This window comes from Streptomyces sp. A012304 (assembly GCF_026008495.1).
In the GTDB taxonomy this organism is placed as follows: domain Bacteria; phylum Actinomycetota; class Actinomycetes; order Streptomycetales; family Streptomycetaceae; genus Streptomyces.
In genome coordinates this window covers 1-25,318 of the sequence record NZ_BQUN01000068.1, presented here as the reverse complement: position 1 = coordinate 25,318, position 25,318 = coordinate 1, and the positions used below count along the sequence as shown (strand labels likewise).

23 protein-coding genes and 2 pseudogenes are annotated in these 25,318 nt (G+C 72.1%); 14 read left to right on the top strand and 11 right to left on the bottom strand.

What is annotated here, in order from left to right; all coding sequences use genetic code 11:
* On the bottom strand, window positions 1-1,193 hold a 1,193-nt coding region (locus ALMP_RS15225), incomplete at its 3' end, for a cell wall metabolism sensor histidine kinase WalK (protein WP_264927956.1).
* Window positions 1,194-1,406: 213 nt separating this feature from the next.
* On the opposite strand from ALMP_RS15225, the gene phoU reads away from it, so the two are divergent.
* The 4 genes from phoU to ALMP_RS15205 all read left to right on the top strand — a co-directional run bounded on the left by phoU (window position 1,407) and on the right by ALMP_RS15205 (window position 5,518).
* A complete protein-coding gene (gene phoU / locus ALMP_RS15220; protein WP_264927955.1) occupies window positions 1,407-2,108 on the top strand; it encodes a phosphate signaling complex protein PhoU in 702 nt (233 codons plus the stop codon).
* Between the two features lie 162 nt (window positions 2,109-2,270).
* Window positions 2,271-2,432 (top strand): hypothetical protein, encoded by a 162-nt coding sequence (locus ALMP_RS15215; RefSeq protein WP_264927954.1) that lies wholly within the window; start codon window positions 2,271-2,273, stop codon window positions 2,430-2,432.
* A 165-nt stretch (window positions 2,433-2,597) separates the two neighbouring features.
* Window positions 2,598-2,849, top strand: a complete 252-nt coding sequence (locus ALMP_RS15210) for an SCO4226 family nickel-binding protein (protein ID WP_264927953.1) — start codon at window positions 2,598-2,600, stop codon at window positions 2,847-2,849.
* Window positions 2,850-3,019: 170 nt separating this feature from the next.
* Window positions 3,020-5,518 carry a SpoIIE family protein phosphatase gene (locus ALMP_RS15205; protein WP_264927952.1) on the top strand — a complete coding sequence of 833 codons (2,499 nt, stop codon included), beginning with the start codon at window positions 3,020-3,022 and terminating at the stop codon, window positions 5,516-5,518.
* 170 nt (window positions 5,519-5,688) lie between these two features.
* Here the strand turns inward: ALMP_RS15205 and ALMP_RS15200 are convergent, their stop codons facing one another.
* Both ALMP_RS15200 and ALMP_RS15195 read right to left on the bottom strand, forming a co-directional pair.
* The gene (locus tag ALMP_RS15200; protein WP_264927951.1) at window positions 5,689-6,333 is read right to left on the bottom strand and encodes a tetratricopeptide repeat protein; all 645 of its coding nucleotides are present in this window, start codon (window positions 6,331-6,333) and stop codon (window positions 5,689-5,691) included.
* 17 nt (window positions 6,334-6,350) lie between these two features.
* Window positions 6,351-6,662 carry an NIPSNAP family protein gene (locus tag ALMP_RS15195; protein WP_264927950.1) on the bottom strand — a complete coding sequence of 104 codons (312 nt, stop codon included), beginning with the start codon at window positions 6,660-6,662 and terminating at the stop codon, window positions 6,351-6,353.
* A 226-nt stretch (window positions 6,663-6,888) separates the two neighbouring features.
* Here ALMP_RS15195 and ALMP_RS15190 point away from each other — a divergent pair, with 226 nt between their 5' ends.
* From ALMP_RS15190 to ALMP_RS15175, 4 genes and pseudogenes are all read left to right on the top strand, one after another.
* On the top strand, window positions 6,889-7,245 hold the full coding sequence (locus ALMP_RS15190) for a PadR family transcriptional regulator (RefSeq protein ID WP_264927949.1): 357 nt from the start codon (window positions 6,889-6,891) through the stop codon (window positions 7,243-7,245).
* Window positions 7,242-8,186 (top strand): hypothetical protein, encoded by a 945-nt coding sequence (locus ALMP_RS15185; protein ID WP_264927948.1) that lies wholly within the window; start codon window positions 7,242-7,244, stop codon window positions 8,184-8,186. Before ALMP_RS15190 ends, ALMP_RS15185 begins: the two co-directional genes overlap by 4 nt.
* Window positions 8,183-8,518: pseudogene (locus ALMP_RS15180) on the top strand (transposase family protein); the annotation flags it as partial. The gene ALMP_RS15185 and the pseudogene ALMP_RS15180, both read left to right, overlap by 4 nt.
* A gap of 54 nt (window positions 8,519-8,572) precedes the next feature.
* Window positions 8,573-8,965 carry a hypothetical protein gene (locus ALMP_RS15175; RefSeq protein ID WP_264927947.1) on the top strand — a complete coding sequence of 131 codons (393 nt, stop codon included), beginning with the start codon at window positions 8,573-8,575 and terminating at the stop codon, window positions 8,963-8,965.
* Window positions 8,966-9,103: 138 nt separating this feature from the next.
* On the opposite strand, the gene ALMP_RS15170 is transcribed toward ALMP_RS15175, so the two are convergent.
* Window positions 9,104-9,865, bottom strand: coding sequence for a phosphoglyceromutase (locus ALMP_RS15170; RefSeq protein ID WP_264927946.1), 762 nt, complete (start codon window positions 9,863-9,865; stop codon window positions 9,104-9,106).
* 166 nt (window positions 9,866-10,031) lie between these two features.
* On the opposite strand from ALMP_RS15170, the gene ALMP_RS15165 reads away from it, so the two are divergent.
* Complete coding sequence (locus ALMP_RS15165) at window positions 10,032-11,273, top strand: MDR family MFS transporter (RefSeq protein WP_375803487.1); 1,242 nt, start codon at window positions 10,032-10,034, stop codon at window positions 11,271-11,273.
* A gap of 90 nt (window positions 11,274-11,363) precedes the next feature.
* The gene (gene fxsT, locus ALMP_RS15160) at window positions 11,364-13,958 is read left to right on the top strand and encodes an FxSxx-COOH system tetratricopeptide repeat protein (RefSeq protein WP_264927944.1); all 2,595 of its coding nucleotides are present in this window, start codon (window positions 11,364-11,366) and stop codon (window positions 13,956-13,958) included.
* A gap of 15 nt (window positions 13,959-13,973) precedes the next feature.
* On the opposite strand, the gene ALMP_RS15155 is transcribed toward fxsT, so the two are convergent.
* Both ALMP_RS15155 and mshA read right to left on the bottom strand, forming a co-directional pair.
* The gene (locus ALMP_RS15155) at window positions 13,974-14,474 is read right to left on the bottom strand and encodes a YbjN domain-containing protein (RefSeq protein ID WP_264927942.1); all 501 of its coding nucleotides are present in this window, start codon (window positions 14,472-14,474) and stop codon (window positions 13,974-13,976) included.
* Window positions 14,467-15,804: a D-inositol-3-phosphate glycosyltransferase gene (gene mshA / locus ALMP_RS15150; protein ID WP_264927940.1), complete on the bottom strand. Its 1,338-nt coding sequence runs from the start codon at window positions 15,802-15,804 to the stop codon at window positions 14,467-14,469. The genes ALMP_RS15155 and mshA overlap by 8 nt, the downstream gene beginning before the upstream one ends.
* Window positions 15,805-16,055: 251 nt before the next feature.
* Between mshA and ALMP_RS15145 the strand changes: the two genes are divergently transcribed.
* From ALMP_RS15145 to ALMP_RS15135, 3 genes are all read left to right on the top strand, one after another.
* The gene (locus tag ALMP_RS15145) at window positions 16,056-16,868 is read left to right on the top strand and encodes a class I SAM-dependent methyltransferase (RefSeq protein WP_264927939.1); all 813 of its coding nucleotides are present in this window, start codon (window positions 16,056-16,058) and stop codon (window positions 16,866-16,868) included.
* Window positions 16,869-17,175: 307 nt separating this feature from the next.
* Window positions 17,176-18,273 (top strand): NlpC/P60 family protein, encoded by a 1,098-nt coding sequence (locus tag ALMP_RS15140; protein WP_264927937.1) that lies wholly within the window; start codon window positions 17,176-17,178, stop codon window positions 18,271-18,273.
* A gap of 512 nt (window positions 18,274-18,785) precedes the next feature.
* Window positions 18,786-20,165, top strand: a complete 1,380-nt coding sequence (locus ALMP_RS15135) for a PP2C family protein-serine/threonine phosphatase (protein ID WP_264927936.1) — start codon at window positions 18,786-18,788, stop codon at window positions 20,163-20,165.
* A 96-nt stretch (window positions 20,166-20,261) separates the two neighbouring features.
* Here ALMP_RS15135 and ALMP_RS15130 read toward each other — a convergent pair whose 3' ends face one another.
* The 3 genes from ALMP_RS15130 to ALMP_RS15120 all read right to left on the bottom strand — a co-directional run bounded on the left by ALMP_RS15130 (window position 20,262) and on the right by ALMP_RS15120 (window position 21,893).
* The gene (locus ALMP_RS15130) at window positions 20,262-20,576 is read right to left on the bottom strand and encodes a DUF2516 family protein (protein ID WP_264927935.1); all 315 of its coding nucleotides are present in this window, start codon (window positions 20,574-20,576) and stop codon (window positions 20,262-20,264) included.
* 167 nt (window positions 20,577-20,743) lie between these two features.
* Entirely contained in the window at window positions 20,744-21,388 is a 645-nt protein-coding gene (locus ALMP_RS15125) for a hypothetical protein (protein WP_264927934.1), read from the bottom strand.
* A gap of 85 nt (window positions 21,389-21,473) precedes the next feature.
* Window positions 21,474-21,893 carry a helix-turn-helix domain-containing protein gene (locus ALMP_RS15120; protein WP_264927932.1) on the bottom strand — a complete coding sequence of 140 codons (420 nt, stop codon included), beginning with the start codon at window positions 21,891-21,893 and terminating at the stop codon, window positions 21,474-21,476.
* 89 nt (window positions 21,894-21,982) lie between these two features.
* On the opposite strand from ALMP_RS15120, the gene ALMP_RS15115 reads away from it, so the two are divergent.
* Complete coding sequence (locus ALMP_RS15115) at window positions 21,983-22,510, top strand: AAA family ATPase (protein ID WP_264927931.1); 528 nt, start codon at window positions 21,983-21,985, stop codon at window positions 22,508-22,510.
* Between the two features lie 147 nt (window positions 22,511-22,657).
* On the opposite strand, the pseudogene ALMP_RS15110 reads toward ALMP_RS15115, so the two are convergent.
* A pseudogene (locus ALMP_RS15110) lies at window positions 22,658-23,143 on the bottom strand (HAD domain-containing protein); the annotation flags it as partial.
* A 31-nt stretch (window positions 23,144-23,174) separates the two neighbouring features.
* A complete protein-coding gene (locus ALMP_RS15105; RefSeq protein ID WP_264927927.1) occupies window positions 23,175-25,262 on the bottom strand; it encodes an AAA family ATPase in 2,088 nt (695 codons plus the stop codon).
* Between the last annotated feature and the right edge of the window lie 56 nt (window positions 25,263-25,318).

The window sequence follows — 25,318 nt, the reverse complement described above, 5'->3', positions numbered from 1 at the left end:
GCCCGCGACCGGTCGGCGCGCTGGTGCGCCGACCGGTCGCGGGCCGCGCCCGCTTCCGGCAGTCGCAGGGTGAAGGTGGAGCCCTGTCCCTCGGCGCTCCACACCGTGACCTCCCCGCCGTGCGAGGCGGCCACGTGCTTCACGATGGCCAGCCCGAGGCCCGTGCCGCCGGTGGCACGGGAACGGGCCGGGTCGACGCGGTAGAAGCGCTCGAAGATGCGCTCCTTGTCCTTGTCGGAGATGCCGATGCCCTGGTCGGTCACGGCGATCTCGATCAGGTCGCCGCCGGGTGCGGTCACCCGGCGGGCGGCGATGCCGACGCGGGTGCGGGCGGGCGAGTAGTTGACGGCGTTCTCGACCAGGTTGCCCAGAGCGGCGGCCAGCTGCCCCCGGTTGCCCCAGACGTGCAGGTCGGCGGCGCCTGCCGCGGCCATGGTGATCTGCTTGGCGCCGGCCTGGTGGCGGCAGCGGTCGACGGCCTCGGCGACCAGTTCGTCGACCCGGACCGGCTCGGCGTCCTCGAGGGGATCGTCGTTCTGCACCCGGGAGAGGTCGATCAGCTCCTGGACCAGGCTGGTCAGCCGGGTGGCCTCGATCTGCATACGGCCGGCGAAGCGCTGCACCGCCTCCGGGTCGTCGGAGGCGTCCATGACGGCCTCGGACAGCAGGGAGAGCGCGCCGACCGGCGTCTTCAGCTCATGGCTGACGTTGGCCACGAAGTCGCGGCGGACCGCCTCGATACGGCGGGCCTCGGTGAGGTCCTCGACGAGGAGGAGCACGAGCCGGGAGCCCAGGGGCGCCACGCGCGCGGAGACCGCGAGGGCCTCGCCGCGTCCGGTGCCGCGCCGGGGCAGGTCCAGTTCGACCTGGCGTATCTCGCCGTCCCGTCTGGTGTCCCGGGCCATCTGGAGCATCGGCTCCACCGCGAGCTTGCCGCCGCGGACCAGCCCGAGGGCGTAGGCGGCGGAGCTGGCCTTGACGACGGCGTCGGCCTCGTCGAGGACGACGGCCGAGGAACGGAGCACCGACAGGACGGTGTCCACGCCCGGGGGGAGAACGGGATCGGTGTGCAAGGAGGTCCTGGTGGGTCGATTCTGGTCGCGTTCGCTCCAACGGAACGCCAGCATGGCGATGACGCCGGTGAGCACCCCGGCGATCGCTGCCGCTGCGGCGACCGCCGCGTTCACGTCCATGCATCCAGGTTAGGCACGAGATCCTTCCCGGCCACAGCCATCGAAGCGGGACCTCCAACACTCGTCGCCCAGAGTTCACCTTGGAGCCAGAGGTGGTTCATTTGAGGTGACGGAAACCGACGCGTACGGGGCGGACCGTGGCACCGTGGGGTGCGGAGACACCCTGCTGAACACGGCGGACCCCCAAAGAGCGACGTACGAGAGGGAACCCTGATGCGGGACGCGTACCACGAGGAACTTGACTCGATCGGCGACGGTCTGGTGGAGATGGCCCGGCTGGTGGGGTCGGCGATCGGGCGCGCCACGACCGCCATCCTCGACTCCGACCTGAAGCTGGCCGAGAGCGTGATCGAGGCCGACCAGAAGGTCGACGAATTGCAGCACGACCTGGAGGCGCGGGCGATAGCGCTGCTGGCGCGGCAGCAGCCGGTGGCGACGGATCTGCGGATCGTCGTCACGTCGCTGCGCATGTCCGCCGACCTGGAGCGCTCCGGCGACCTCGCCCAGCACGTGGCGAAGCTCGCCCGGCTGCGCTTCCCCGAGCGCGCGGTGCCGCAGGACCTGCACGCCACCATTCTGGAGATGGGCCAGCTCGCGCAGCGCCTGATGGCCAAGGCGGCCGAGGTGATCATCACGAAGGACGTCGACCTCGCGCTCCAGCTGGAGTCCGACGACGACGCGATGGACCTGCTGCACCGCACCCTCTTCCAGCACCTGATCGACGAGCGCTGGAAGCACGGCATCGAGACGGCCGTCGACGTGACGCTCCTCGGCCGGTACTACGAGCGGTACGCCGACCACGCGGTGGCCGTCGCCAAGCGTGTGGTGTTCCTGGTGACGGGCGAGCACGCGGACGAGCTCCAGCAGGACGTGCCGGCCGAGATCCAGCCGGTGGCGGGGGCGGAGGGAGCGTAGCGAGCGGCGTGCGCGAGGCGCTCGGGGGCCTCGGAGGCGTGCGGGAGCCACAGTGCGCCGTTGATGCGCCCGGCGGAACGGGCGTGCAATGGGCACAGGCGCGTCAGCGTCCAGGCGACAGGCGCGTCAGCGTCCAGGCGCCCCGGCCTTCAGGAGGAACCCATGGCGGAAGCTTCCAGCACCTCCAGCACGCCCGACCCCACCCAGGAACGGCCGACCGAGCAGCCCGCCGAGACCAGGAACCTGATGCTGATTGGCGCGTGCGGCTGCGGCTCGGGGTGCGGCTGCGGCTGCCAGTCGGGCAGTCCCTGCCAGTGCGGTTAGGGGAAACCGAGTACGTCAGTGAGTGAGGGATCCGGCGTCGTCGCCGGGTCCCTCATCGTCGTTCCCGGACCCGGCAGCCGGCGGGTTCGCCCGGGGGCGGGTGCGGGGCGCAGCATGGAAGGGACAGACGGGTAAGAGAACGGAAGAAGGGAAGGGGGTCCGGTGATGACCCAGTTCATGGACGTCCACCACGGCATGGTGGGCATCACGGAGGACCAGCTCAGGCAGGCCCACCAGGCCGACCTCGCCATAGAGAAGGACGAGGGCGTGCACTTCCAGCGTGCCTGGGCGGACCCGACGTCCGGCACGGTCTACTGCCTCTCCGAGGGGCCGTCGGCCGACGCGGTCCAGCGCATACACGAACGCGCCGGGCACAAGGCCGACGAGATCCACGAGGTGCCGTTGACGATCTCGTGAGGCGGCACCTCACGACCGAGGACCGGGACGAGGAGGCGGGGCGGAGGCTCGGTTTCCGGAGCCCACCGCCCCTGCCGTCGGTTCCGCCGGCTCTGCTGTTGGTTCTGCCGGCCCTGCTGGCGGTTCTCCGCGAGAGTGAGTGGATCTCCGCGAGAGCGAGTTGAGCGATCATGGAGCAGCCCATCGGCACGGGCACCGTCCCCGGCGCCGGCCCGGGCCGGACGGCGACCCGCCGCCTCGACGCCATCGTGCGGGAGGCCCTCACCGCGCGCGTCACCCTCGACGAGCACGGCACGGTGACAGCGTGGAACGAGGGCGCCGAGAAGCTGCTCGGCCATCCGGCCGCGCGGATCGTCGGCCGCCCGGCCGCCGAGCTGCTGGCCGACCCCGTTCCCGCGCACGACCTGCCGCCCTTCGCCGAACTGCCCCGCTGGAACGGCGAGGTCACCCTGAGGCACCGCGACGGTCACCGCCTCTCGATCAGGGTCATCGCCCACCACAGGACACCGGAGACCGGGGCGGCGGCCGACGTCCGCGAGTGGCTCGTGGTCTCGCCACTGGCCGGCCTCGACCGGCAGCCCATGGACGACCCACTCGTGACCTGGAGCTTCACCCAGTCCCCCTGCTGCGCGCTGGCCCTGTACGACACACATCTGCGGCTGCGGCGGGCCAACACCGACATGGAACGCTCCGTCGCGCTCACCGAGGAGGAGATGCGCGGCCTGCGCGTGAACGAGATCGTCGACAACGCCGCCGGCGACAAGGCCGAGCGCAGCATGGCACGGGTGCTGGAGACCGGAGAGCCGCAGTACGACGAGAACTTCCTGCGCGCCGCCGGGGAGACGCGCGAGCACGCCTGGTCGGTGTCCCTTTCGGCGCTGCGGGACGACGACGGCACCATCAGGGGGGTCTGCCTGGCCGCGCACGACATGACCGAGCAGCACTGGGCCCGCAAGCGGCTCCAGCTGATCGCGGAGGCCGGCCGGCGCCTCGGCAGGACCCTGGACGTGACGCGGACCGCGCAGGAACTGGCCGACATGACCGTCCCGGAGCTCGCCGACTTCGTCAGCGTCGATCTGCTGGCCGCCCTGGACGACGTACTCGAACGGCCGCCGGAGGCGGTGGCGGTGGACGGGCCGCTGCTGCTGCGGCGGGCCGCGCACCGGTCGGTGCTGCCGGGCACCCCGGAGGCGGTCGTGGCGCCGGGCGAGGTGGACGTGTACCCGCAGGGGTCGGCTCCGGTGGAGAGCCTGCGCTCCGGGCGGGCCATGCTGCACAAGGTGACCGACCCGGCCATCAGCGAGTGGATCGCGCTGGATCCGCTGCGGGCCGCGCGGGTGCGGGAGTTCGGAATCCGCTCGGTGATGACGGTGCCGCTGTCGGCGCGCGGAACGACGCTGGGTGTCGCCGTCTTCGCCCGGCACCGGCACCCCGAGCTGTTCGGGGAGGACGACCTGGTGCTGGCCGAGGAGCTGGCGGCCCGGGCGGCGGTCAGCATCGACAACGCCCGCCGCTACGCACGTGAGCGGGCGACGGCGGTCACCTTGCAGCGCAGCCTGCTGCCGCAGCGGCTGCCCGAACAGGTGGCGGTGGAGGTCGCCTCCCGCTACCTCCCGGCGGGCGCGCACGCCGGCGTGGGCGGCGACTGGTTCGACGTCGTACCGCTGTCCGGGGCGCGGGTGGCGCTCGTCGTCGGGGACGTCGTCGGGCACGGCCTGCACGCCTCGGCGACGATGGGCCGGATGCGGACCGCCGTGCGCACCCTGGCCGACATGGACCTGCCGCCCGACGAGCTGCTCACCCACCTCGACGACCTGGTCTCCCGGCTCGCCGGCGAGGACGAGGGCGCCCGGCGGACCGGCTGGGCCCCGGACACCTCCGGCGGCGTCGGCGCGACCTGCCTGTACGCGGTGTACGACCCCGTCTCGCGCCGTTGCTGCCTCGCCCGGGCCGGCCACCCGGTCCCGGCCGTGGCGGCTCCCGACGGCACCGTCGAGATCCTCGACCTGCCGGCCGGGCCGCCGCTCGGCCTGGGCGGACTGCCCTTCGAGGCGGTGGAGCTGGAGCTGGCCGAGGGCAGTCTGCTCGCCCTCTACACCGACGGCCTGATCGAGTCCCGCGAGCGTGACGTCGACGTGGGCCTGCGCCGCCTGTGCCAGGCGCTCGGCCGCCCCGCCCCCTCCCTGGACACTTTGTGCGACGCGGTCCTCGCCGACCTGCTCCCCCAGCGCCCCGTCGACGACGTGGCCCTGCTCCTCGCCCGCACCCGCGCCCTGGACGCCTCCCGCGTCGCCACCTGGGAGGTCCCGGCCGACGCCTCCGCCGTCGCCCAGACCCGGAAGGACGCGGTGGCGCAACTGGAGACATGGGGGCTCGGCGACGCCGCGTTCATCACCGAACTGGTCGTCAGCGAACTCGTCACCAACGCCATCCGGCACGCCGAACCCCCCATCCAGCTCCGCCTCATCCACGACAACACCCTCATCTGCGAGGTCACCGACAGCAGCAACACGGCCCCCCACCTCCGCCGGGCCCGCACCTACGACGAGGGCGGCCGAGGCCTCCTCCTCGTCGCCCAACTCACCCAGCGGTGGGGGACACGACAGGGCGGAAAGGGCAAGACGATCTGGGCGGAGCAGGAGTTGGGGCGAGGGCCGGAACTCTTCTGAACGCCCGGGATGCGGGGCGAACCGTTGACGGCCGTCACTGGGCTGCGGTGAACGGCCGTCGCCGGGGCTGCGGGCGAACGGCCGTCACCGGGCTGCGGGCGAACGGCCGTCACCGGGCGACGCGGTGGGCTGTCACGCCGGGGCGTCCGGAGGAGCAAGATCAGCAAGACCTAGCGGATGCCCGTGCGGGCCTGCTCGATCCACCCCAGCACGGCCTTGGCGCCGCAGCTCTCGGCGACCGACTGGGCCTCGTCGAGGTGGCGGGACGCCCCCGACGGGTCGCCGGTCTCGGCCGCGAGGTAGGCCAGCGCCACCAGTCCGGCCGCCACCCCGGGCTGGAAGCCGATCTCCCGGCGCAGTGTCACCGATGCGGTCAAACACTCGCGGGCCTGCTCGAAGTGGCCTGCTTCCTGCTCGGCGAAGCCGAGGTGGCGGATCGCGTAGGACATCGTCCTGCGGTCGTCGACGGATTTCGCCAGCGCGTACGACCGCTCGAAGTACGGCCTGCCGGTGGCGCCGTCGCCCTTGACCACCTGGTGCCAGCAGCCGACCCAGAACAACGCGTCCGCCTCGCCGGACGCGTCCCCCAGACGCTTGTACAACTCGGCCGCGCGCTCGAACAACAGCAGTTCCTGGCTGTTCTCCTCGCGGTCGTTCAGGAAGCGGACGTGCAGTACCTTGCCCCGCGCCATCGAGAGCGGCGCCTCGACCGCGTCCAGCACGTCATCGGAGCGGTCCAGCGCGGACGTGTCCCCGCCGAACATCGCCGCCTCGAACAGCTCACCCGCCTGCTCGATCCAGTCCTGCCCTTGCATACTTCTGCCCCTTCTCCCTAGACCAGTCCGTCGAGCGGCCTGAGGAACCGGCGCTCGTAGCGTTTGATGCAGCGGGTCGCACGAGCCAGTTCGAACGCCTCCTGACACTCCGGGTCGGACTTGATGTCCGTGCGGTACTGCTCGTACGCGGCCAGACTGGCAAACGAGAAGAGGGCGTAGGCGATGTCGCTGTCGCCCTCACTCGGCAGGAAGTAGCCGTGGTGCGTCCCACCGAAACGGTTCACGAGCCTAACCCAGCGACGACCGTATTCCTCGAAGTCCGCAAGCTTGTCGGCGTCGATCTCGTACCTCAGATGAATGGTGATCACGCCGTCATGATGCCGCGTGACGGTCCGGACCGGAGGCCGGCCCGGACGACACACGCGTCAGGACCTGGTCGTCTCGGCAGGTCGAGCTGAGAGACGCCTGGAGGGTTCGTGGAAGCTACCGCTCCTGGCGAACCGGACCAGCACAGGTGATCGTCGCAGGCTACTGGCCGACGAGACCGACGAATCGATCGACGACATATGTCGGTCGCTGATATATATAGGTGGCATGAATGAGCGACCGCTTCAGGAGCCGACGCTGCTCCTGCTCACTGCCCTGGCCGACGAGCCCAGGCACGGCTATGGACTGATTCAGGAGATCGACGCGATCTCCCAGGGCCGCGTGCGGATGCGCACCGGCACTCTCTACGGCGCGCTGGACCGGCTGGTCCAGCAGGGCCTGATCCGGGTCGAGCGCGAGGAGGTCGTGGACGGTCGGGCGCGCAAGGTCTACGCCCTCGCCGAGGCCGGCCGAGACGTGCTGAGCGCCGAGACGGAGCGGCTGCGTGCTGTCGTCGCCGAGGCGGAGCGTCGACTGGCCGCCCGTCGCGCCCACGCCATCCGCCCGAAGGGGGCCCTGGCATGACGCAGCAGCACAGCTCACTCGCGTTCCGCTGGGCGCTGCGCCTCCATCCGGCCGCCTACCGCGCTGAGCACGAAGCCGAGTTGACCGCGATCTATGCCGAGGCGACGCAGGATGCCGGCCCGCTCGGCCGGCTGCGCGAGGCGCTCGATGTCGCCGGCCATGGCCTGCGGCGGCGCACCGGCCTGGGCTCCGACCGGATGGCGGGGCAGGTCCTCGCGCAGGCGGCCCCGCTGGCTGTCGCCGTGGCGACGGGCAGCTTCCTGGCGGGCCTGTTGTGGCTCTTCGCCCCCGGCGTCCGGACCTTGCCGGCGTCCTCCTCCCCGAATGTGCTGAGCCTGGCCAACACGGGCCTCACGCCGCTGCTCTGGCTGGCGGCGCTCGCGGCTGTCTGGACCGGGCGCTGGACCGTGGCCCGTGCCCTCGTCGTGCCGGCGATGGTGCTGTGCCTGGCCGACGTCCTGCTGGCCGCGTTCGCCTCCTCCGGCTTCCACGGCACCCCCTCGATCGCAGTGATCCGACTGGCCGTGCCGCTGCTCACCGGCGCCATCGTCCTCGCCGCACCCAGGGATCTGCTCGGCACGTCCCTGTCACAACGCCGCACGATCATGGGAACCACCGTGCTGGCGGCTGTCCTGATGTCGGGCGTGCAGCTCGTCGAGACGTACTACCCCTTTGTGCTGGGCGTTCTCAGCGTCATCGGCCCGCTGTGGGCCGGGGTCCTGTGGGCCGGGGTCCTCGCGATCGCCCTGCTCTTCGGCACGCGTAACCGGTTGACCGTCGCGGGCGTGGCGGTGGCCGTGCTGCCCACCACGCTTCAGGTGACGGTCCAGCTCACCCCCGCGGGCGTGGTCGTCCTGCTCCTGGTCCTGCTCAGCAGCACGGTGCCCTTCCTCCGCACGCGCCAGCGCCACTTCCAGTCGACCCCGCCGAACGCGGCATAGCCGGCTCCGGAACCCCGGGCCGCACCCCGGATCGGCCCGACGCTTCTGCCGGGCGTCCTGCCAGCCGGAAACTTGAGATCGGGACCCGGTGGCGACGGCTGCCTGTCGGCCGTCAGGCCCTGCTCGTCCTCGCCCACCTGCGGTGCGGGGACACCTACGCGCGGCTCGCCGCCGGGTTCGGCATAGGCGTCGCGACCGTGTACCGATACATACGTGACCTGACCGCCGCCCGACGCCACGGCATCATCGACGCGCTCGCCGAGGCCGACGTGAAGTGCTGGGCGGACAAGGCTTACCAGGGCGCCGGGCGCCCCGTCCGGGTGCCGTTCAGGGGCCTCGGCTCAAACTCTGGAAGCGCTCCGCAACCTGAGGTGAGAAGGAACTCCATGAGTTTTGACATCTTCGTGTGCCGGTTCGAGAACGGTGAGCCGGCGCCGCTGGACATGAGTGCCGCGCACGAGGTCCTCGGCCCCTATGCGGTGGCGCGGGATCCCGAGACGGACTTCCTGCTGGTGAGTACGGCGGAGGGGGAGGAGGCGGGTGTGTACTTCAACAGCCCGACCGGCATCACCCTCAACCGCTTCGGAGGGGCCGGGATCATGGACCTCCTGGCCGTCCTGCTGCGACGGCTGGATGCCGTGCTCATCGTCCCGGGCGGGCCGACCATGATCCAGCGGGACGAGGACCGCGAGCTTCTGCCCGCCTCCCTCAGGGACGAGTGGCCCGTCGTCGTGGCCCGTACCGGCGCGGAGATCGACCGGGCGATCCGGGCTTCCTGAACGAACGGACGAGGGGCCCCTCCCCGGTGCACCCCTCCTGCCTCAGCGAACGGGAGCGACGGCCCGGAGACGGCCCAGAGGCAGCGAAAAGCCCCCTCCCGGCGGAGATCCCGCAGGCAGGGGGCTTACGCGGGGGGCTTACTTCTTCTTGCCCTGGTTCTTGACTGCTTCGATCGCTGCTGCGGCTGCCTCGGGGTCGAGGTAGGTGCCGCCCGGTGTGACCGGCTTGAAGTCGGCGTCCAGTTCGTAGGAGAGGGGGATGCCGGTGGGGATGTTGAGGCCCGCGATGTCGGCGTCGGAGATGCCGTCGAGGTGCTTGACCAGGGCGCGGAGGCTGTTGCCGTGGGCGGCGACCAGGACCGTGCGGCCGGTCAGGAGGTCGGGGACGATGCCGTCGTACCAGTACGGGAGCATGCGGATGACGACGTCCTTGAGGCACTCCGTGCGGGGGCGCAGCTCCGGGGGGATCGTCGCGTAGCGCGCGTCGTTCGCCTGGGAGAACTCCGCGTCGTCGGCCAGCGGCGGGGGCGGGGTGTCGTAGGAGCGGCGCCAGAGCATGAACTGCTCCTCGCCGAACTCCGCGAGGGTCTGGGCCTTGTCCTTGCCCTGGAGGGCGCCGTAGTGGCGTTCGTTCAGGCGCCAGCTGCGGTGGACCGGGATCCAGTGGCGGTCGGCGGCCTCCAGTGCGAGCTGCGCGGTGCGGATCGCCCGCTTCTGGAGGGACGTGTGGACCACGTCGGGGAGGAGGTCGGCGTCCTTCAGGAGCTCGCCACCGCGGACTGCCTCCTTCTCGCCCTTCTCGTTGAGGTTGACGTCCACCCAGCCGGTGAACAGGTTCTTCGCGTTCCACTCGCTCTCGCCGTGGCGGAGGAGGATCAGCTTGTACGGTGCGTCGGCCATGCGTCTGAGCGTAATCGAAGGCTTTGGGACGAGGTGCGCCCCGCCCGCAGAGCGGACGGTTGACGGGATCTGCTAATTCGGTGGCCCGCACAGCGACCTTGCTCGTAAGTTTCCTGTGCCTTCTTCGCCACTTACATACCGGGGGTTCGCCGTGTCCGTCGTCGCCATGAGGCGTGCCGTCCGTGAATCCGTCTCCGGGCTGCCCCGCGCGTTCTGGTGGCTGTGGGCCAGCACCCTGGTCAACCGGCTCGGGGCCTTCGTCGCCACCTTCATGGCGCTGTACCTGACGCTGGAGCGCGGCTACTCCGCCTCCTACGCCGGTCTCGTCGCCGCGCTGCACGGGCTGGGCGGGGTCGTCTCCTCGCTCGGGGGCGGGGTGATGGCCGACCGGCTCGGGCGGCGGCCGACCCTGCTCGTCGCGCAGACCGCCACCGCGTTCTCCGTCGCCCTCCTCGGGTTCGTGCACCATCCCGTCGCCATCGCCGCCGTCGCGTTCCTCGTCGGCCTGGCATCCAACGCCTCCCGCCCCGCCGTGCAGGCGATGATGGCCGACATCGTGCGGCCCGAGGACCGGGTGCGGGCCTTCTCCCTCAACTACTGGGCGATCAACCTCGGCTTCGCCGTCTCCTCCATGGGCGCCGGCTTCATCGCCGAGTACTCCTACCTCTCCGGGTTTCTCATCGAGGCCGCGATGACGCTGGTCTGCGCCGTCCTCGTCTTCCTCAAACTGCCCGAGTCGAGGCCGCAGAAGGACGACGAGGACACCACCGAGGACGCCGTCGGGCTGGGGACCGTGCTGCGCGACGGGCGGTTCATGGGCGTCGTCGGGCTGTCCTTCCTCATCGCCTTCGTCTTCCAGCAGGGGTCGGTGGGGCTGCCCGTCGCGATGGGCGAGGCCGGCTTCACCCCGGCCGACTACGGCATGGCCATCGCCGTCAACGGCGTCCTCATCGTCGCCCTCCAGATCCCGGTCACCCGGTTCATCGAGCACCGGGATCCCGGGCGGCTGCTCGTCGTCTCCTCCCTCCTCGCCGGGTACGGCTTCGGACTCACCGCCTTCGCCGGATCGGTCGGGGTGTTCGCGCTGACCGTCTGCGTATGGACACTCGCCGAGGTCGTCAACGCGCCGACCCAGACCGGGCTCGTCGTACGCCTCTCCCCCACCCATGGCCGCGGCCGCTACCAGGGCATGTACACGATGTCCTGGGCGGTGGCCTCGCTCGTCGCCCCGCTGGTGTCCGGGTATGTCATCGACCGGTTCGGCGCGCAGTGGCTGTGGGGGCTGTGCGCGGTGGTGGGGACGGTCGCGGGCGTCGGGTACGCCCTGCTGATGCGCGGCCTGAAGGATCCGCAGCCGGTCGCCGAGCGGGCGGTGGAGACGGAGCCCGGCCAAGTCCGCGCGGGGTAGGGCACTTCGGCCGTCACCCCGTGCGTGCGCACGGTATACAAGGAGCAGCGGTACGGGAGACCGCTGGGGCCGCTGGGGTGGGAGACGGGCATGAACCACAGTTCCGCTGTATCCGATGGTTCCGAGCTGGTCTTCATCAGCCACGCCGGGCCGGACAGCCAGTGGGCGGAGTGGGTGGCCTGGCATCTGCGGGACGCCGGGTACGGGGTCGAGCTGGACGTGTGGCACTGGCGGACCGGCGACGACTTCATGAAGAACATGAGCGACGCGCTCGGGCGGGCCTCCGCCTTCGTCGCCCTGTTCTCGCCGCAGTACTTCGCGCCCGGGCGGCACACCGAGGAGGAGTGGACGGCGGTCATGGCGGGCCGGGGCCGTTTCGTCCCCCTGGTCGTCGAACCGCTGGACAGCGGTCAACTCCCCCCGATCCTGCGTCCCCTGATCCGCACGAAGCTGCACGACCTGGAGGAGTCCGAGGCCGTCGAAGCGCTCGGCCGGGCGCTGCGCGGACCCACCGAGCCCGACGGGCCGCCCGACTATCCCGGGTCGTCCGACCGTCCCGGAGCACGGGAAAGGCAGGACCGTCCCGGCAGACGGCCTGCCTCCGCCGGGGCGTCCCGCACGCGGAGGCCCGCCCGGCCGGGACCACGGCCCCGGTACCCCTCCGACGCCGACGCCCCCGCCGTGTGGGACCTTCGCCGACGGCTGCGCAACCCGCACTTCACGGGCCGGGACGTGCTCCTGGAGGAGGTGCGGCACAAGCTGCTCGCCAAGCCGAACGCCGCCGTCCAGGCGCTGCACGGACCCGGCGGCATCGGCAAGACCCAGGTCGCGCTGGAGTACGCCTACCGCTACGCCGGTCAGTACGACCTGGTCTGGTGGGTCGACGCCGAGCAGAGTGAGCAGGTGTCCGCCCGGTACGCGGAACTCGCCGCGCGGGTCGGTGTGGCCAAGCCGGACGCCGGCGTCGAGACGAACGCCCGGTACGCCCTGGAGTACCTGCGCGCCCACGACCGGTGGCTGATCGTCCTCGACAACGCGGAGGACCCGCTGGCGCTGCGCACCTGGCTGCCCGACGGGACCGGCGGGCATGTGCTGATCACGGCCCGCAACCCGGCGTGGAGCAAGATCGTGCCGGGGCTGCCGCTCGGGGTGTTCAGCCGTGAGGAGTCACTGGCGTATCTGACCGGCCGGCTGCCGACCCTGGGCGCCGAGCGGGCGGAGGCGCTCGCCGAGGCCCTGGGCGACCTGCCGCTGGCGATGGCGCAGGCCGCGGGCGTACTGGGCGACGGGATGCCGGCCGACCGGTACCTCAGCGTCCTCACCACCGACACGGCCGAACTGCTGGGGCACGGGGACGTGTACGACTATCCCGTCCCCTTGGCGGCGTCCGTGACGATCGCCAGGCAGCGGCTCGACCTGGAGCATCCCGAGGCCACGGCGGTGCTGCGGCTGGCGGCCTTCCTCGGGCCGGAGCCGATCCCGACGGAGTGGCTGGTCGCCGGACGTCCGGCCCTGCGGTCCGTACCCGGTGATCCGGACGACTTCCGGTGGCCGGGCAACGCGCTCCAGCCGCTGGCCCGGTACGGGCTCGCGGTGGTGGGCCCGGACCAGTTCCAGGTGCACCGCCTCACGCAGGCGGTGCTGCGGCACCGGGTGGGCGGCACCGACGTCGTGCGGGACGACGTGGCCGCGCTGCTGACCGCCGTCGATCCCGGCGACCCGGAAGTGCCCTCGTCCTGGCCGCGGTGGGCGGCGCTGACGCCGCATCTGACGGACATGTTGCCGAACCTGGACAGTCGGCCTGAGCTGCGTCCCACGCTGTTGAACGCCCCCAAGTACCTCGTACGGAGCGCTCAGTACCAGGCCGCGTACGCGCTGGCCGCGACGCTGCACGAGACCTGGCTCGGGTCCCTGGGCAAGGACGACCCGGACACCCTGCGCGCCGCCCACATGGTGACCTGGGCGCTGGGCGGGATGGACGAGCACGAGAGCGTGCTCCCCCTGGTCGAAGATCTTCTCGAGCGGCGCCGCAGGGTGCTGGGCGACGAGGATCCGGACACCCTGCACTCGGCCCACGATCTCGCCGTCACCCTCATGAATCTGGACCGCTTCGACGAGTCGTACGACCGGATCCGCGACGTCATGGAACGGCGCAGCACCCTCATCGGCCCCGATCACCCCGACACTCTGCGGTCCGCTCTCAGTCTCGGCACCGTTCTGGGCCATCTCGGCCGCCACCGGGAATCGTTCACGACACTGACCGACGTCCTGCGTCGACAGCAGCGGGTACTGTCCGAGGACCACCCCGCCAGGCTGCGCACCCTGCACATGCTCGGCCTGGCCACCGCGTACCTCGGCCGGAGGAACGAAGGCCTGAGCCTGCTGACGCAGGCTCTGTGGGGGCACCGGCGGGCGTTGGGCGGACATCACCCCGACTCCCTGGACACGGCACACAGCGTCGGCATGGTCCAGAACCTTCTCGGCCGTCCCGCCGAGGCGGAGGAGCTCTTGAAGAAGGCCCGGTCGCGGGCCCGAGAGGTACTGGGCTCGGAGCACCGGATCACCAGGCGCATCACGCACAGCCTGGTCGACGCCCTGAAAGCCCAGGGCAAGAACCACGAGGCGCAGAAACTCCGGTCGGCGGCACGGCGAAAGGGAGCACCGAAGAAGAAGTCGCGCCGCTGACCCGACCGCGGCCGGTCAGTCCCCGGACCGCTCGGTCAGTCGGCTGAAGGCCTCCAGGTTGCGGGTCGACTCGCCCCGCGACACCCGCCACGCGTACTCGCGGCGGATCGCGGAGGCGAAGCCCAGTTCCAGGAGGGTGTTGAAGGCGCCGTCGGCGGCCTCCAGGACCTGGCCCAGCAGACGGTCGACGCCCTCGGGGGTGACCGCCTCCAGGGGCAGTCGGGCGGTGACGTAGACGTCGCCGAGGGGGTCGACGGCGTAACCGACGCCGTACAGCTTGAGGTTGCGTTCCAGGAGCCAGCGGTGGACGCCGGCCTCGTTCTCGTCGGGGCGGCGGATGACGAAGGCGTTGAGGGACAGGGAGTGGCGGCCGACGATCAGCGAGACGGTCGTCCTCAGCTTGCGGGTGCCGGGGAGCTGGACGACGTAGGTGCCGGACTCGGGGCTCTCCCACTCGACGTCGGTGTCCTTCAGGACGCCCTCGATGACCTGCGTCGCGCGCTGCTGCTCACCCATGCTGGGAGCGTACGCGACGGCGGTGGTCGTGGGTCGCGGCCGTGTAGACGTCGGCGGTGGCGGCGGCCGCGGTGTCCCAGCCGAAGGACTGGGCGTGCCGGGCGGCGGCCGCGCCCATGCGGGCGGAGAGTTCGGGTGTGTCGGCGAAGTCGGCGAGCACGCGCGCGTAGCGGGCAGGTTCGTGGCCCTGCACCAGGAAGCCGGTCTCGCCGTCGCGCACGGCCACCGGCAGCCCGCCGACGGCCGCCGCGAGCACCGGCGTGCCGGCCGCCTGCGCCTCTATGGCGACCAGGCCGAAGGACTCGCTGTAGGAGGGGACGACGAGGACGGACGCGGCGCGGAACCAGTCCGCGAGCTGCTCCTGCCCGACAGGCGGGCGGAAGCGTACGACGTCGGAGATGCCGAGCCGGGCGGCCAGCTTCTGCAGACCCTCCGGCTTGGCGAGGCCGCTGCCGCTGGGGCCGCCGACGATCGGCACGACGACCCGGGAGCGCAGCTCGGGGCGCTCGTCCAGCAGCACGGCCACCGCGCGCAGGAGCACATCGGGGGCCTTGAGGGGCTGGATGCGGCCGGCGAAGAGCGGGATCAGCGCGTCCTGCGGGAGGTTCAGGCGGGCGCGGGCGGCGGCGCGGCCGTCGGCGGGGCTGAAGCGCTCGAGGTTGACGCCGGGGTGGACGACGGCGACGTGTGCGGGGTCGGCGGAGTAGTGCCGTACGAGTGCGTCGGCCTCCTCCGCCGTGTTGGCGATGAGGCGGTCGGCGGCGGCGACGATCTGCATCTCGCCGATGACGCGGGCGGCGGGCTCGGGGGTGTCGCCGTCGGCGAGGTTGGCGTTCTTGACCTTGGCCATCGTGTGCATGGCGTGCACCAGGGGCGCGCCCCAGCGCTGGGCGGCGAGCCAGCCGACGTGGCCGGAGAGCCAGTAGTGCGAGTGGACGAGGTCGTAGTAGCCGGGGCGGTGGCCGGCCCAGGCCTGCATCACACCGTGGGTGAAGGCGCACAGCTGGGCGGGGAGGTCCTCCTTGGCGAGGCCCTCGTAGGGGCCCGCGTCGACGTGCCGGACGAGGACACCGGGAGCCATCTGGACGGTCGGCGGGAGGGCGGCCGTGGTCGCGCGCGTGAAGATCTCGACCTCGATGTTGATCGCGGCGAGGCGCTGCGCCAGCTCCACTATGTAGACGTTCATGCCGCCGGCGTCGCCCGTGCCGGGCTGGTGCAGGGGTGAGGTGTGCACGGAGAGCATGGCGATGCGACGGGGACGGCGGTGGAGCCTGAGCCGCGCGGGTGCCGCCGTAGAGCGACGCCCGAGCCTGCTGACGTAGTGGCTCACGTGGCGTTCCTCCTTGCTGCGGGCATGCCGGACGGAGGTGGGCGCCCTCCGAGGAGGTCCAACACCGGAGGCGCCGGTTCCCATTCCGGCGCGCCCATTCTTTGCCGACGCGTTACCGAGAGTCGCTCAACCGTTCGAAGATCGGGGGCGTCCGGGAGTCCTGGGGCAGGAGTGGTGACGGACGGAGCGGCACGCAGAGGGAACGGACGGAGCGGTCGGAGTGGCACTCCGCGCCACCTACCCTCGTATCCATGACATCCCGCGCCACCTCCCGCCCCGTGGGCACGGTCACGCGCGGGACCACCAACCCCAACCGGCTGCGCCGCATGGACCGCTGGATCGCCGCCGTCCACGGCGCCGAGCTGCGCCGTGCCGCCGAGCCCGTGGCGGTCGACCTCGGATATGGCGCCGCCCCCTGGACGGCCGTAGAACTCCTCCGGCGTCTGCGGTCGGTCGCGCCGCACGCGCGCGTGGTGGGCGTCGAGATCGAACCGGCCCGGGTCGCGGCGGCGAAGCCGTACGAGCGTGACGGGCTCGCCTTCCGGCACGGCGGCTTCGAGATCCCGCTGCCCCGCCGGCCGCACCTCATCCGCGCCGCCAACGTGCTCCGGCAGTACGACGAGGACGAGGTCGCCGGGGTGTGGGAGCGGCTGTGCGAGCGGCTCGCGCCGGCGACGGAGGGCTCCCGGGGCGGGCTGCTGGTGGAGGGGACCTGCGATGAGATCGGCCGCCGGCACGTATGGGTCGCGCTGGGCCCGGAGGGGCCGCGCACGGTGACGTTCGCGACCCGGCTGGGCTCCCTGGAGCGCCCGTCGGACCTGGCGGAACGTCTCCCGAAGGCGCTGATCCACCGCAATGTGCCGGGCGAACGGGTGCACACGTTCCTGCGCGACTTCGACCGCGCCTGGGCCGCCGCCGCGCCGTACGCCTCCTACGGCGCCCGCCAGCGCTGGATCCGGACCGTGCGGGACCTGGCGGCCGACTGGCCGGTTACGGACGGTCCCGCGCGCTGGCGGCAGGGTGAAGTCACGGTGCTGTGGGAGGCCTTGGCGCCTCGGGGATGAGCCGCGTGAGCCGCGGGGCCGACTGCGGGGCGAACCACGGGAGAACCGCGGTACGGCCTCCGGGGCAGACAGGGGGGCAGAACCGAGGTGCGGACTGGGGCGGGAAACAATGGCCCGGCCTGCGGGAACGATCCCCGTGAGGTGCTCGTCACACAGGTCGGGGGATCTTCATACTGGAGGGGGGACGGGGGAAGACCCGGGGAGGGAACGGGAGGTGAGGTCGACCTCTGTCGTTTTCGGCCGCGGCATGACACGATCCCCCAGGCGCCCGTAAGTTACTGACGGTAAATCAGATATGGGGGGACGTATGGGTAGGGGCAAGCGCGGCCTGATCGCGTCGGCCGTGACCGTGGTCTGCGCGGTCACCCTCCTGGCGCTACCGGCCCCGGCGTTCGCGGCCCCGATACCCGAACCCTCCCCCACGCGCGCCCCGACGACCGACCCCGACCTGACGCCTCCGCCCGCGCCGGACAAGGACCTCGAGGCGATCCGCAAGAAGCTCGACACGCTCTACCACGACGCCGCGGTCGCCACCGACGCCTACAACGCGGCCGAGGAGCAGGCGGACAAGCAGTCGAAGGAGATCGTCGCGCTGGCGAAGAAGATCGTCGACGGGCGCGAGAAGCTGGACGGGATGAAGGACCGCGCGGGTGCCGCGGCCCGATCCCAGTACCGCACCGGCGGCCTGCCGGACGAGGCGCAGCTGGTGCTCAGCGACGACCCCGGCGAGTTCCTCGACGGCGCCGGCCGGGTCATCCAGGGCCAGCGGGCCACCAAGGGCCTGATCGGGGAAATGACCCGCACCCAGCAGGACTTGGAGCAGTACGCCAAGGACGCCTCCGCCCAGTGGCAGAAACTGGAGGCCAACCGCAAGGCCAAGGCGACGGCGCAGAAGACGATCGAGAAGCGGATCGCGGCGGCCGAGAAGCTCGAGTCCCAGCTGGAGAAGGAGGAGAAGGAGCGCCTCGCCCAGCTCCAGCAGCAGGCCGCGCAGAAGGCGCAGACCGCCTGGCTGGACACCGGCATCCTGGACGAGATCACCACCAAGGGGTCCGCGCAGGGCCGGCAGGCGGTGAAGTACGCCACCGCGCAGATGGGCAAGCCGTACGAGTGGGGCGCCGAGGGCCCGGACTCCTACGACTGCTCCGGTCTGACCTCGCAGGCCTGGGCCGACGCGGGCGTAGCGATCCCGCGCACCTCGCAGGAGCAGTGGCGGCAGCTGAGGCGCGTCGACATCAAGGACATGCGCCCCGGCGACCTGATCATCTACTTCGACGACGCGAGCCATGTGGCGATGTACGTGGGCGACGGCGCGATGGTCCACGCTCCCCGCCCCGGCCGCCCGATCACCATGGCGGGCGCGGGCTCGATGCCGATCCTGGGGGTCGTCCGCCCGGACGCGTGAGCGACCGGTGGCCCCGGGCGCGAGCCGACGACCGGGTCGGGCAGGCGCGTCGGGCGGCCCGCGCGTCGGTGCCCCGGACAGCCCGCACGTCGGTGCGTCGAAGGACACGCGCGCGTTCGACTCGGGGCGGGCGACCCGTATGCCTCGACGCCCAGCGGGTTCGGCCGAGCGAAAGCCAAGTGCCGCCCCTATCACCGTAGAAGCGGCCTAATCCACACAACCACCCCACACCGCGCCACCCGGACACAACCACCTCCCGTGACCCCGGCCACGTGACCCACGGCACGCCTCACGTTCACCAAACCCCGTACGGACGTGATGTTCGTCATTCCCATGGCCTCGCCGGCCTGCCCAACTGCGGTAGGGAACGCGGCATATGACACTGGCCTGAGATCAAGCGGCCTGCCTCACACCATTCCGCTGCGGCGCCTTCTGCCGCTATGGTCCCCGTCGGTGGGTCGAGGTCCCTCGTCCCCGCCATGCCCTCGGGGGGAGGGAAGGAACCCAAGACGATGCCCGTACCCGTACCGCGGCAGAGAGCGATCCCGGCCGTGGAGTGTGGTCAGGCGCAGGCCGTGCCCGCGGTAGGCGGCCCCTCCAAGGAAGAAGCCCCGCGCACGGACGACCGCAGCGACGATCGCAACGAGGCGAAGGAAGCGACGGTCGTGGACAACACCACGCCCGGCGACGGCGTCCCCCAAGGCGTGAGCGCCGCCACCCACACCAACCTCACACTGCTGCTGATCGAGGACGACCCCACGGCCGCCCCGATCGTGCCCGACCTGCTGGACTCGGCCGGCAAGCCGATCCGCGTGCGCACCGCCCGCAACCTCACCGAGGCCGAGCGGCTGCTCACCGACGACGTCCACTGCATCCTGCTGGACCTCGCGCTGCCCGCGCCCGGCCGCACCGCCGACGACGACGAGCTGGCCGTGCTCAGGCACGTCCTTCAGCTCGCGCCCCGGCACGCCGTGCTCGCGCTCACCGCGTCCGGCGACGCCGAGCGCGGCGCGGAGGCGGTGCGCGTCGGCGCCCAGGACTACCTGTTCCGCGACGAGCTGGACGGACGGCTGCTGAGCCGGGCGATCCGGTACGCCGTGGAGCGGAAACGTTCCGACACGGCCGAGCGGCGGCTCGCCGAGGGCAAGCTGCGCGCGCAGGAGAACGCCCGGCTGGAGCGGGGCCTGCTGCCCACGCCCCTGCTGGACGGCTCCCCGCTGCGTTTCGCCGCCCGCTACCGCCCCGGCCGCTCGCGCGCGCTGCTCGGCGGTGACTTCTACGACACGGTCCGCACCCCTGACGGCACGGTCCACGCCATGATCGGTGACGTCTGCGGCCACGGCCCGGACGAGGCCGCCCTCGGTGTGGAGCTGCGGATCGCCTGGCGGGCGCTGACGCTGGCCGGGCTCTGCGGCGACGAGCTGCTGAGCACCCTCCAGCAGGTGCTGGAGCACGAGCGCGACGACGACGAGATCTTCGCGACGCTGTGCACGGTGGACATCGCGCCCGACGGCCGCCGCGCCGGCCTGTGCCTGGCCGGCCACCCGGCGCCGCTGCTGCTCCGCCCGGACCGCCCGGCCCGGCTGCTGCCGTACGAGAACAACGGCCCCGCCCTCGGGCTGCTGCCGGGTGCCCGCTGGCCCCGGATGCAGGTCGAGCTGGGCGCGGAGTGGGGCCTGATGCTGTACACCGACGGCCTGATCGAGGGGCGCGTCGGCGACGGCAAGGAGCGGTTGGGTCAGGACGGCATGGTGGAGATGATCAGCCGCCAGCTCGCCGCGGGCCTGCACGGCGAGGAACTGCTGCGGGCCGCGGTCAGCGAGGTCCGCGAACTGAACGGCGGCGAGCTGACGGACGACGTGGCGGTGGTCCTGCTCGACCGGGTTCCCTGAGAACCGAAGCGGGGCTCACGGGCCGCCGCCCACCAGCCTCCGCCACTCACACCCCGGTGGCTCACCCGGCAACCCGCCGCATACGGCCGCCGTCGCTCACCGCCCGCCGTTGTACGGCCCGTACGGTCCGTCGCTGCTGGAGCCGCCCCGGCGGCTGCGGCCGCCGCCCGGCAGGGAGCGCAGGGCGGGCCGGACGTCGACCATGTAGACGATGGTCGCGATCAGGCCGATGATCGGCAGGAACGACAGGATGGGGAAGATCAGGTTCACCACGAAGGCGATCCCGAGGATGATCAGCCAGAAGGGCTTGGTCTGCTTGTCGGCCGCCCGGTAGCCGTCCTCGCGGCGGATGGCCGCGTCGAAGAGAGCGAAGCCGCTGAACACGATCAGCGCCAGGCTCAGCAACGACATGAACCCCGCGAATCCCTCAATCAGCACTACGTCCACCACCCGAGTCGGCACGTATCGCACGTCCTTACGCGGTCACCGTACCCGCAACCGCGCTTTTGCTACCCGTAGAACGGGCCGGGCACCGCTGGAGTGCCCGGCCCGTCGCCGTATTGGTGTCGCCGTCGTTCTCACTTGGCCGGCGGCGTCGTCTTCTTCGCGGTGGTCTTGCGGGCCGGGGCCTTCTTGGCCGGGGCCTTCTTCTCCGGCGTGGCGGCGTCGGCCTTGGCCTCGGTGCCCGTCCCGGCGGGCTCCGTCTTCGGCTCGTCCTTGCCCTCGACGACGATGGCCAGTTCCTCGATCTCCTCGGCGGCCTCGCCGCGCCAGGTCTTCACGGCCTGCTCGCCGTGCTCGGCGACCTTCTCGTAGGTCTCGCGGGCCTTGACGGCGTACTCGGCGGCGACACCGACGCTGCGCAGGGCGAGGTCCTGGGCGGTCTCACCGAGCTTCTTCAGGTCGGCGTCGAGGGTGCTGCCGATCTTCTTCAGGTCGCCGTCGAGGGTGCCGAGGAACTCGCCGACCTTCGCCTGGAAGGTCTCCTGCGCCTCCCTCGCCTTGGCGCCGGCCTCCTTGGCGCGGGCCGCGGCCTTCTCCTGGACGGCCTTGGGGTCGGTGTTGCGGACCGCCTCGAGACGGGCCGGGGCCTCCGTGCGCAGCTGCTCGACCAGGCTCGGCACCTTCTTCGCCTGCTGGAGGGCGAGGTCGGCGGTGCCGGCGGCGAAGTAGAGCGGAGTCGGGTCGCTGAGGGTCTTGCGCAGGTCGTCGGTGATGGCCATGGTGTTGGTCTCCCGTATTCGCGTTCGTAGCGTTCGTCGATGTGGGTTGGTGATCCGCAGCCGGACGGCTGGTCCCCTGGTCCGGTCAACCGGCCGTCTGCTGCGGATCGACGTCGGTACCGCCGACCGGGGTGTCCGCCGCGCCGTCGCCGACCGCGAACCCGTTCTCCTTGCGGAAGGACTCGTAGATCTGGAGCAGCGCCTGCTTCTGCTGCTCGGTCAGCGTGGGATCGGCGAGGATGACGGCCCGCGTCTCGACCTCGTCCGGATCCCGGTCCGCGTCGAGGATGCCGGCGCGCACGTACAGCGTCTCGGCGGAGATCCGCAGCGCCTTGGCGACCTGCTGCAACACCTCCGCGCTGGGCTTGCGCAGCCCGCGCTCGATCTGGCTCAGGTACGGATTGGACACCCCGGCGGCGTCGGCGAGCTGCCGCAACGAGAGCTGAGCGTTCCGCCGCTGCTCGCGCAGGTACTCACCGAGATTGCCGACGTTGAGCGATGCCATGCCTCCAGCGTGCACCAACCCTGCTAACTTTTGCAAGCACCCTGCTTGCAAAAGTGTGTCACCGGCGTGTCGCGGTAGTGTCCGGTCTCGTGATCGTATGGCTCAACGGCACTCACGGCGCGGGCAAGACGACGACCAGCGCACTCGTGCAGCGGCTGATCCCTGACTCACGGGTGCTCGACGCCGAGAAGGTCGGCGAGACCCTCATGGACATCACGCCCGGGCTGCCCGGGCCCGGGGCGGAGAACTTCCAGCACTGGCCGCCGTGGCGACCGCTCGTGGTCGAGACCGCCCGCCGCGTGCTCGACTACGCCGGCGGCACCCTGGTGATGCCCATGACCGTCCTGGTCGAGGAGTACTGGCGCGAGATCAGCACCGGTCTCGCCCAGCACGCCGTTCCGGTACGGCACTTCGTCCTCCACGCCGACCAGGACACCCTCCGCGCGCGCATCGAGGGGGACACCGTCCTCGGCCCCTCGTCGTTCCGTCTCGCGCACCTGGAGCCCTACGCCGAGGCGGCCCTCACATGGCTGCACGACGAGGCCGAGGTCGTCGACACCACGCACCTCACTCCCGCCCAGACCGCCCAGCGGATCGCGGAGGCCGTCAAGAGCTGAGTCCGCGCGGGCCGGAAGGGACTCGCCCTTCGGCCGCTCACCGCGTCACTCCGGCTCCGATCGCGGCCCACCGAAGTCCGGTCCGGTGAAGGGTGGGGCTGTCGTCGGGGGAAGCCCGGGCGGCCGTGGTCGAGGCCCGGCAGGGCCGTGGGGGGCGGACAGCCAGGTCTCCACCAGCGCGAAGTCCGCGTCGGTGAGGCCCGTGCGGTGGTCGACCCGGTGCGGGAGGGCCGGGCCGGGGTGGTGGGCGGTGATCCAGGCGCGGTCGGTGGCGGTGATCTCGTCGTCGAGCCAGACGAAGGGCCGGCCGGCCGCCCAGGAGACCAGGGTCCGCGTCTTCCAGTGCAGCCCGCCGAAGGCCGGCGTCCGTGGCCAGTCCACGACGGGCAGCGGCGGCAGGCCGAGCCACGGCGCGACGACCGCGTTCGCGTCGTCCAGCCAGGTCGTCGCCCACACCGGCGCGCAGCCCAGGGCGAGGAGGCGGGGTCCGAGGGACGGGTCCAGGCGGGGCAGGAGGGGGTGCGGGGCGTGCGGGCCGGGGTCGTAGCCCGTGCGGGGCCGGTGCTCGGGGTACGGGCGGTCCGTGCCGCCGAAGGGGATCAGCGTCCCGTCGATGTCGAGAAAGAGCAGCATCGCCGTCCAGGGTCCCTCGGCGGGCCCTCCGTCACCAGGGCAGGCCCCGCTCGTGCACCACGTCCAGCCGGGACACCGCCCGGGTCAGGACCACGTACAGCCGGTTCAGGCCGCGTTGTTCCGCCTCCGCGATCGCGGCGGGCTCGACGGCGACGACGTGGTCGTACTCCAGGCCCTTGACGAGGGTCGCGGGGACGACGGCGACGCGGCACCGCTGCCCCGACGGGTCCGTCTCCGTGTCGATGCCGGCGGCGGTGAGGGCCGCGTGGACGCGCGGGGTGTCCGCGTCGGCGGTGATGACGGCGATGGAGCCCTCGTGGGTGAGGGCGTCGCGGACGGCGGACACGACCGTCGCGGGGAGGTCGCCGTCCGCCGGGCGGACGCGCAGGGCGCCGTCGCGGCGCAGGGAGCGGGCCGGCGGGACGTCGGTGCCGAGGCGGGCGAGGAGCCGGTTGGCGAGCGTGAGGACCGCGCCGGGGACCCGGAAACCGGTGGTCAGCGGCACCACCGTCGCGTCGGGCTTGCCCAGGTGGGTCAGGAGGTCCCGCCAGGACCGCGCGGCCCACGGGGTGGTGCCCTGGGCCAGGTCGCCGAGGACCGTGAGGGAACCGAAGGGCACCCGGCGGGCGATGGCCCGGCATTCCATCGGGGAGAGGTCCTGCGCCTCGTCGACGACGACATGGCCGTAGCCCTCGGGGTGTCGCAGCAGGCCGGCGGCCTCGTCGAGGAGGAGCAGGTCGGCCGCCGACCAGCGCACGGACCGCGCCGAGCGGGGCGGGCCCGGCCGGCGCAGGGCCCGCTGCTCGTCCGGCTCCAGCAGACCGTCGGCCGCCCGCGCCAGCTCCTCTTCGCCGGACAGCAGCCCGGCCACCACCTCCTCCGGCCGGACCTTCGGCCATACGGCGTCCAGGCAGGCGCCGACCGGCCGGCACCGTTCGATCCGGCGCAGCCAGGCGGCCGGGCGCGGTCCGCCCCGCCGCTCGGCCTGCTCCTGGATCCGGCGCACGATCCGGCTCCGCACCCGCTCGCGCCCCACCTCGTACGGCTGCTCCTCGGCGCGTACGTCCGTCACGATCCGGGTGATCTCCTCGCCCGTGATCCGCCGCACGGAGGGGCCGTCCGGCACGGTGAGGTCGGCGACGGGGCCGGCGGCCACCCGGCCGTACAGCGCGCGGCGCAGCACCTCGGCCATCCGGGCGTCGTGCTTGACGGCGGCGGTGGGTTCGGGGTCGGTGGCGGTGACCGGGTGGCGGGCGATCTCGTCGGTCAGCGTCGACTGGCGTACGCCCGTCTCGCCGAGGGAGGGCAGGACCTCGGCGATGTAGGAGAGGAAGGCGCGGTTGGGGCCGAGGATCAGCAGGCCGGCGCGCCGGATGCGCTGGGGGTGCGTGTAGAGGAGGTAGGCGGCGCGGTGCAGGCCGACGGCGGTCTTGCCGGTGCCGGGGGCGCCCTGCACGCACACCGACGCGGCCAGCTCGCCTCGTACGAGGTCGTCCTGCTCGGGCTGGATCGTCGCCGCGATGTCGCGCATGGGGCCGATCCGGGGCCGTTCGATCTCACGGGTGAGGATGTGTCCGGCTTCCTGCTCCCCTTCGCGTTTCCCGGCCTCGGGCACCGCACCGCTCAGGCACTCGTCCTCGAAGCCCGTCAGGTCGGCCGAGTCGCCCCGGCTGCCCGGCGCCCAGCCGAAGCGGCGGCGGACGGCGACGCCCTGCGGGTCGCGGGCGCTCGCCTGGTAGAAGGCGCGGGCGACGGGGGCGCGCCAGTCGACGACCAGGGGCGGGGCGGCCGGGTGCTCGCTGATCCGCACGCGCCCGATGTGGTAGCCGAGGCCGGCGTGGTCGCCGTCACCCGCCAGGAAGTCCAGGCGGCCGAAGAACAGCGGGCCGGGAGGGAGTTCGCGCAGGGCCTTGGCCTGGCTGCGCAGCCGGAAGCCGAGGACTTCGGCGTCGGCGCCGGAGGCGGAGACGTCCTCCCCGGTGACGACCTGGAGGTCGGCGCCCGCCAGCATCGCGGCGAGCGCGGCACGGCAGGTGTCGTGGTGGGCGCGTTCCTGGAGGAGGGTGGCGGCGGAGTCGTCCGGGTCCGGCAGCGGCGGCGCGGGGTCGGGTGACGTCATGCGTCGAGCGTACCCCCAAAAACGCAACTCAGTTAAATTTATTACCGCCTCTCAAC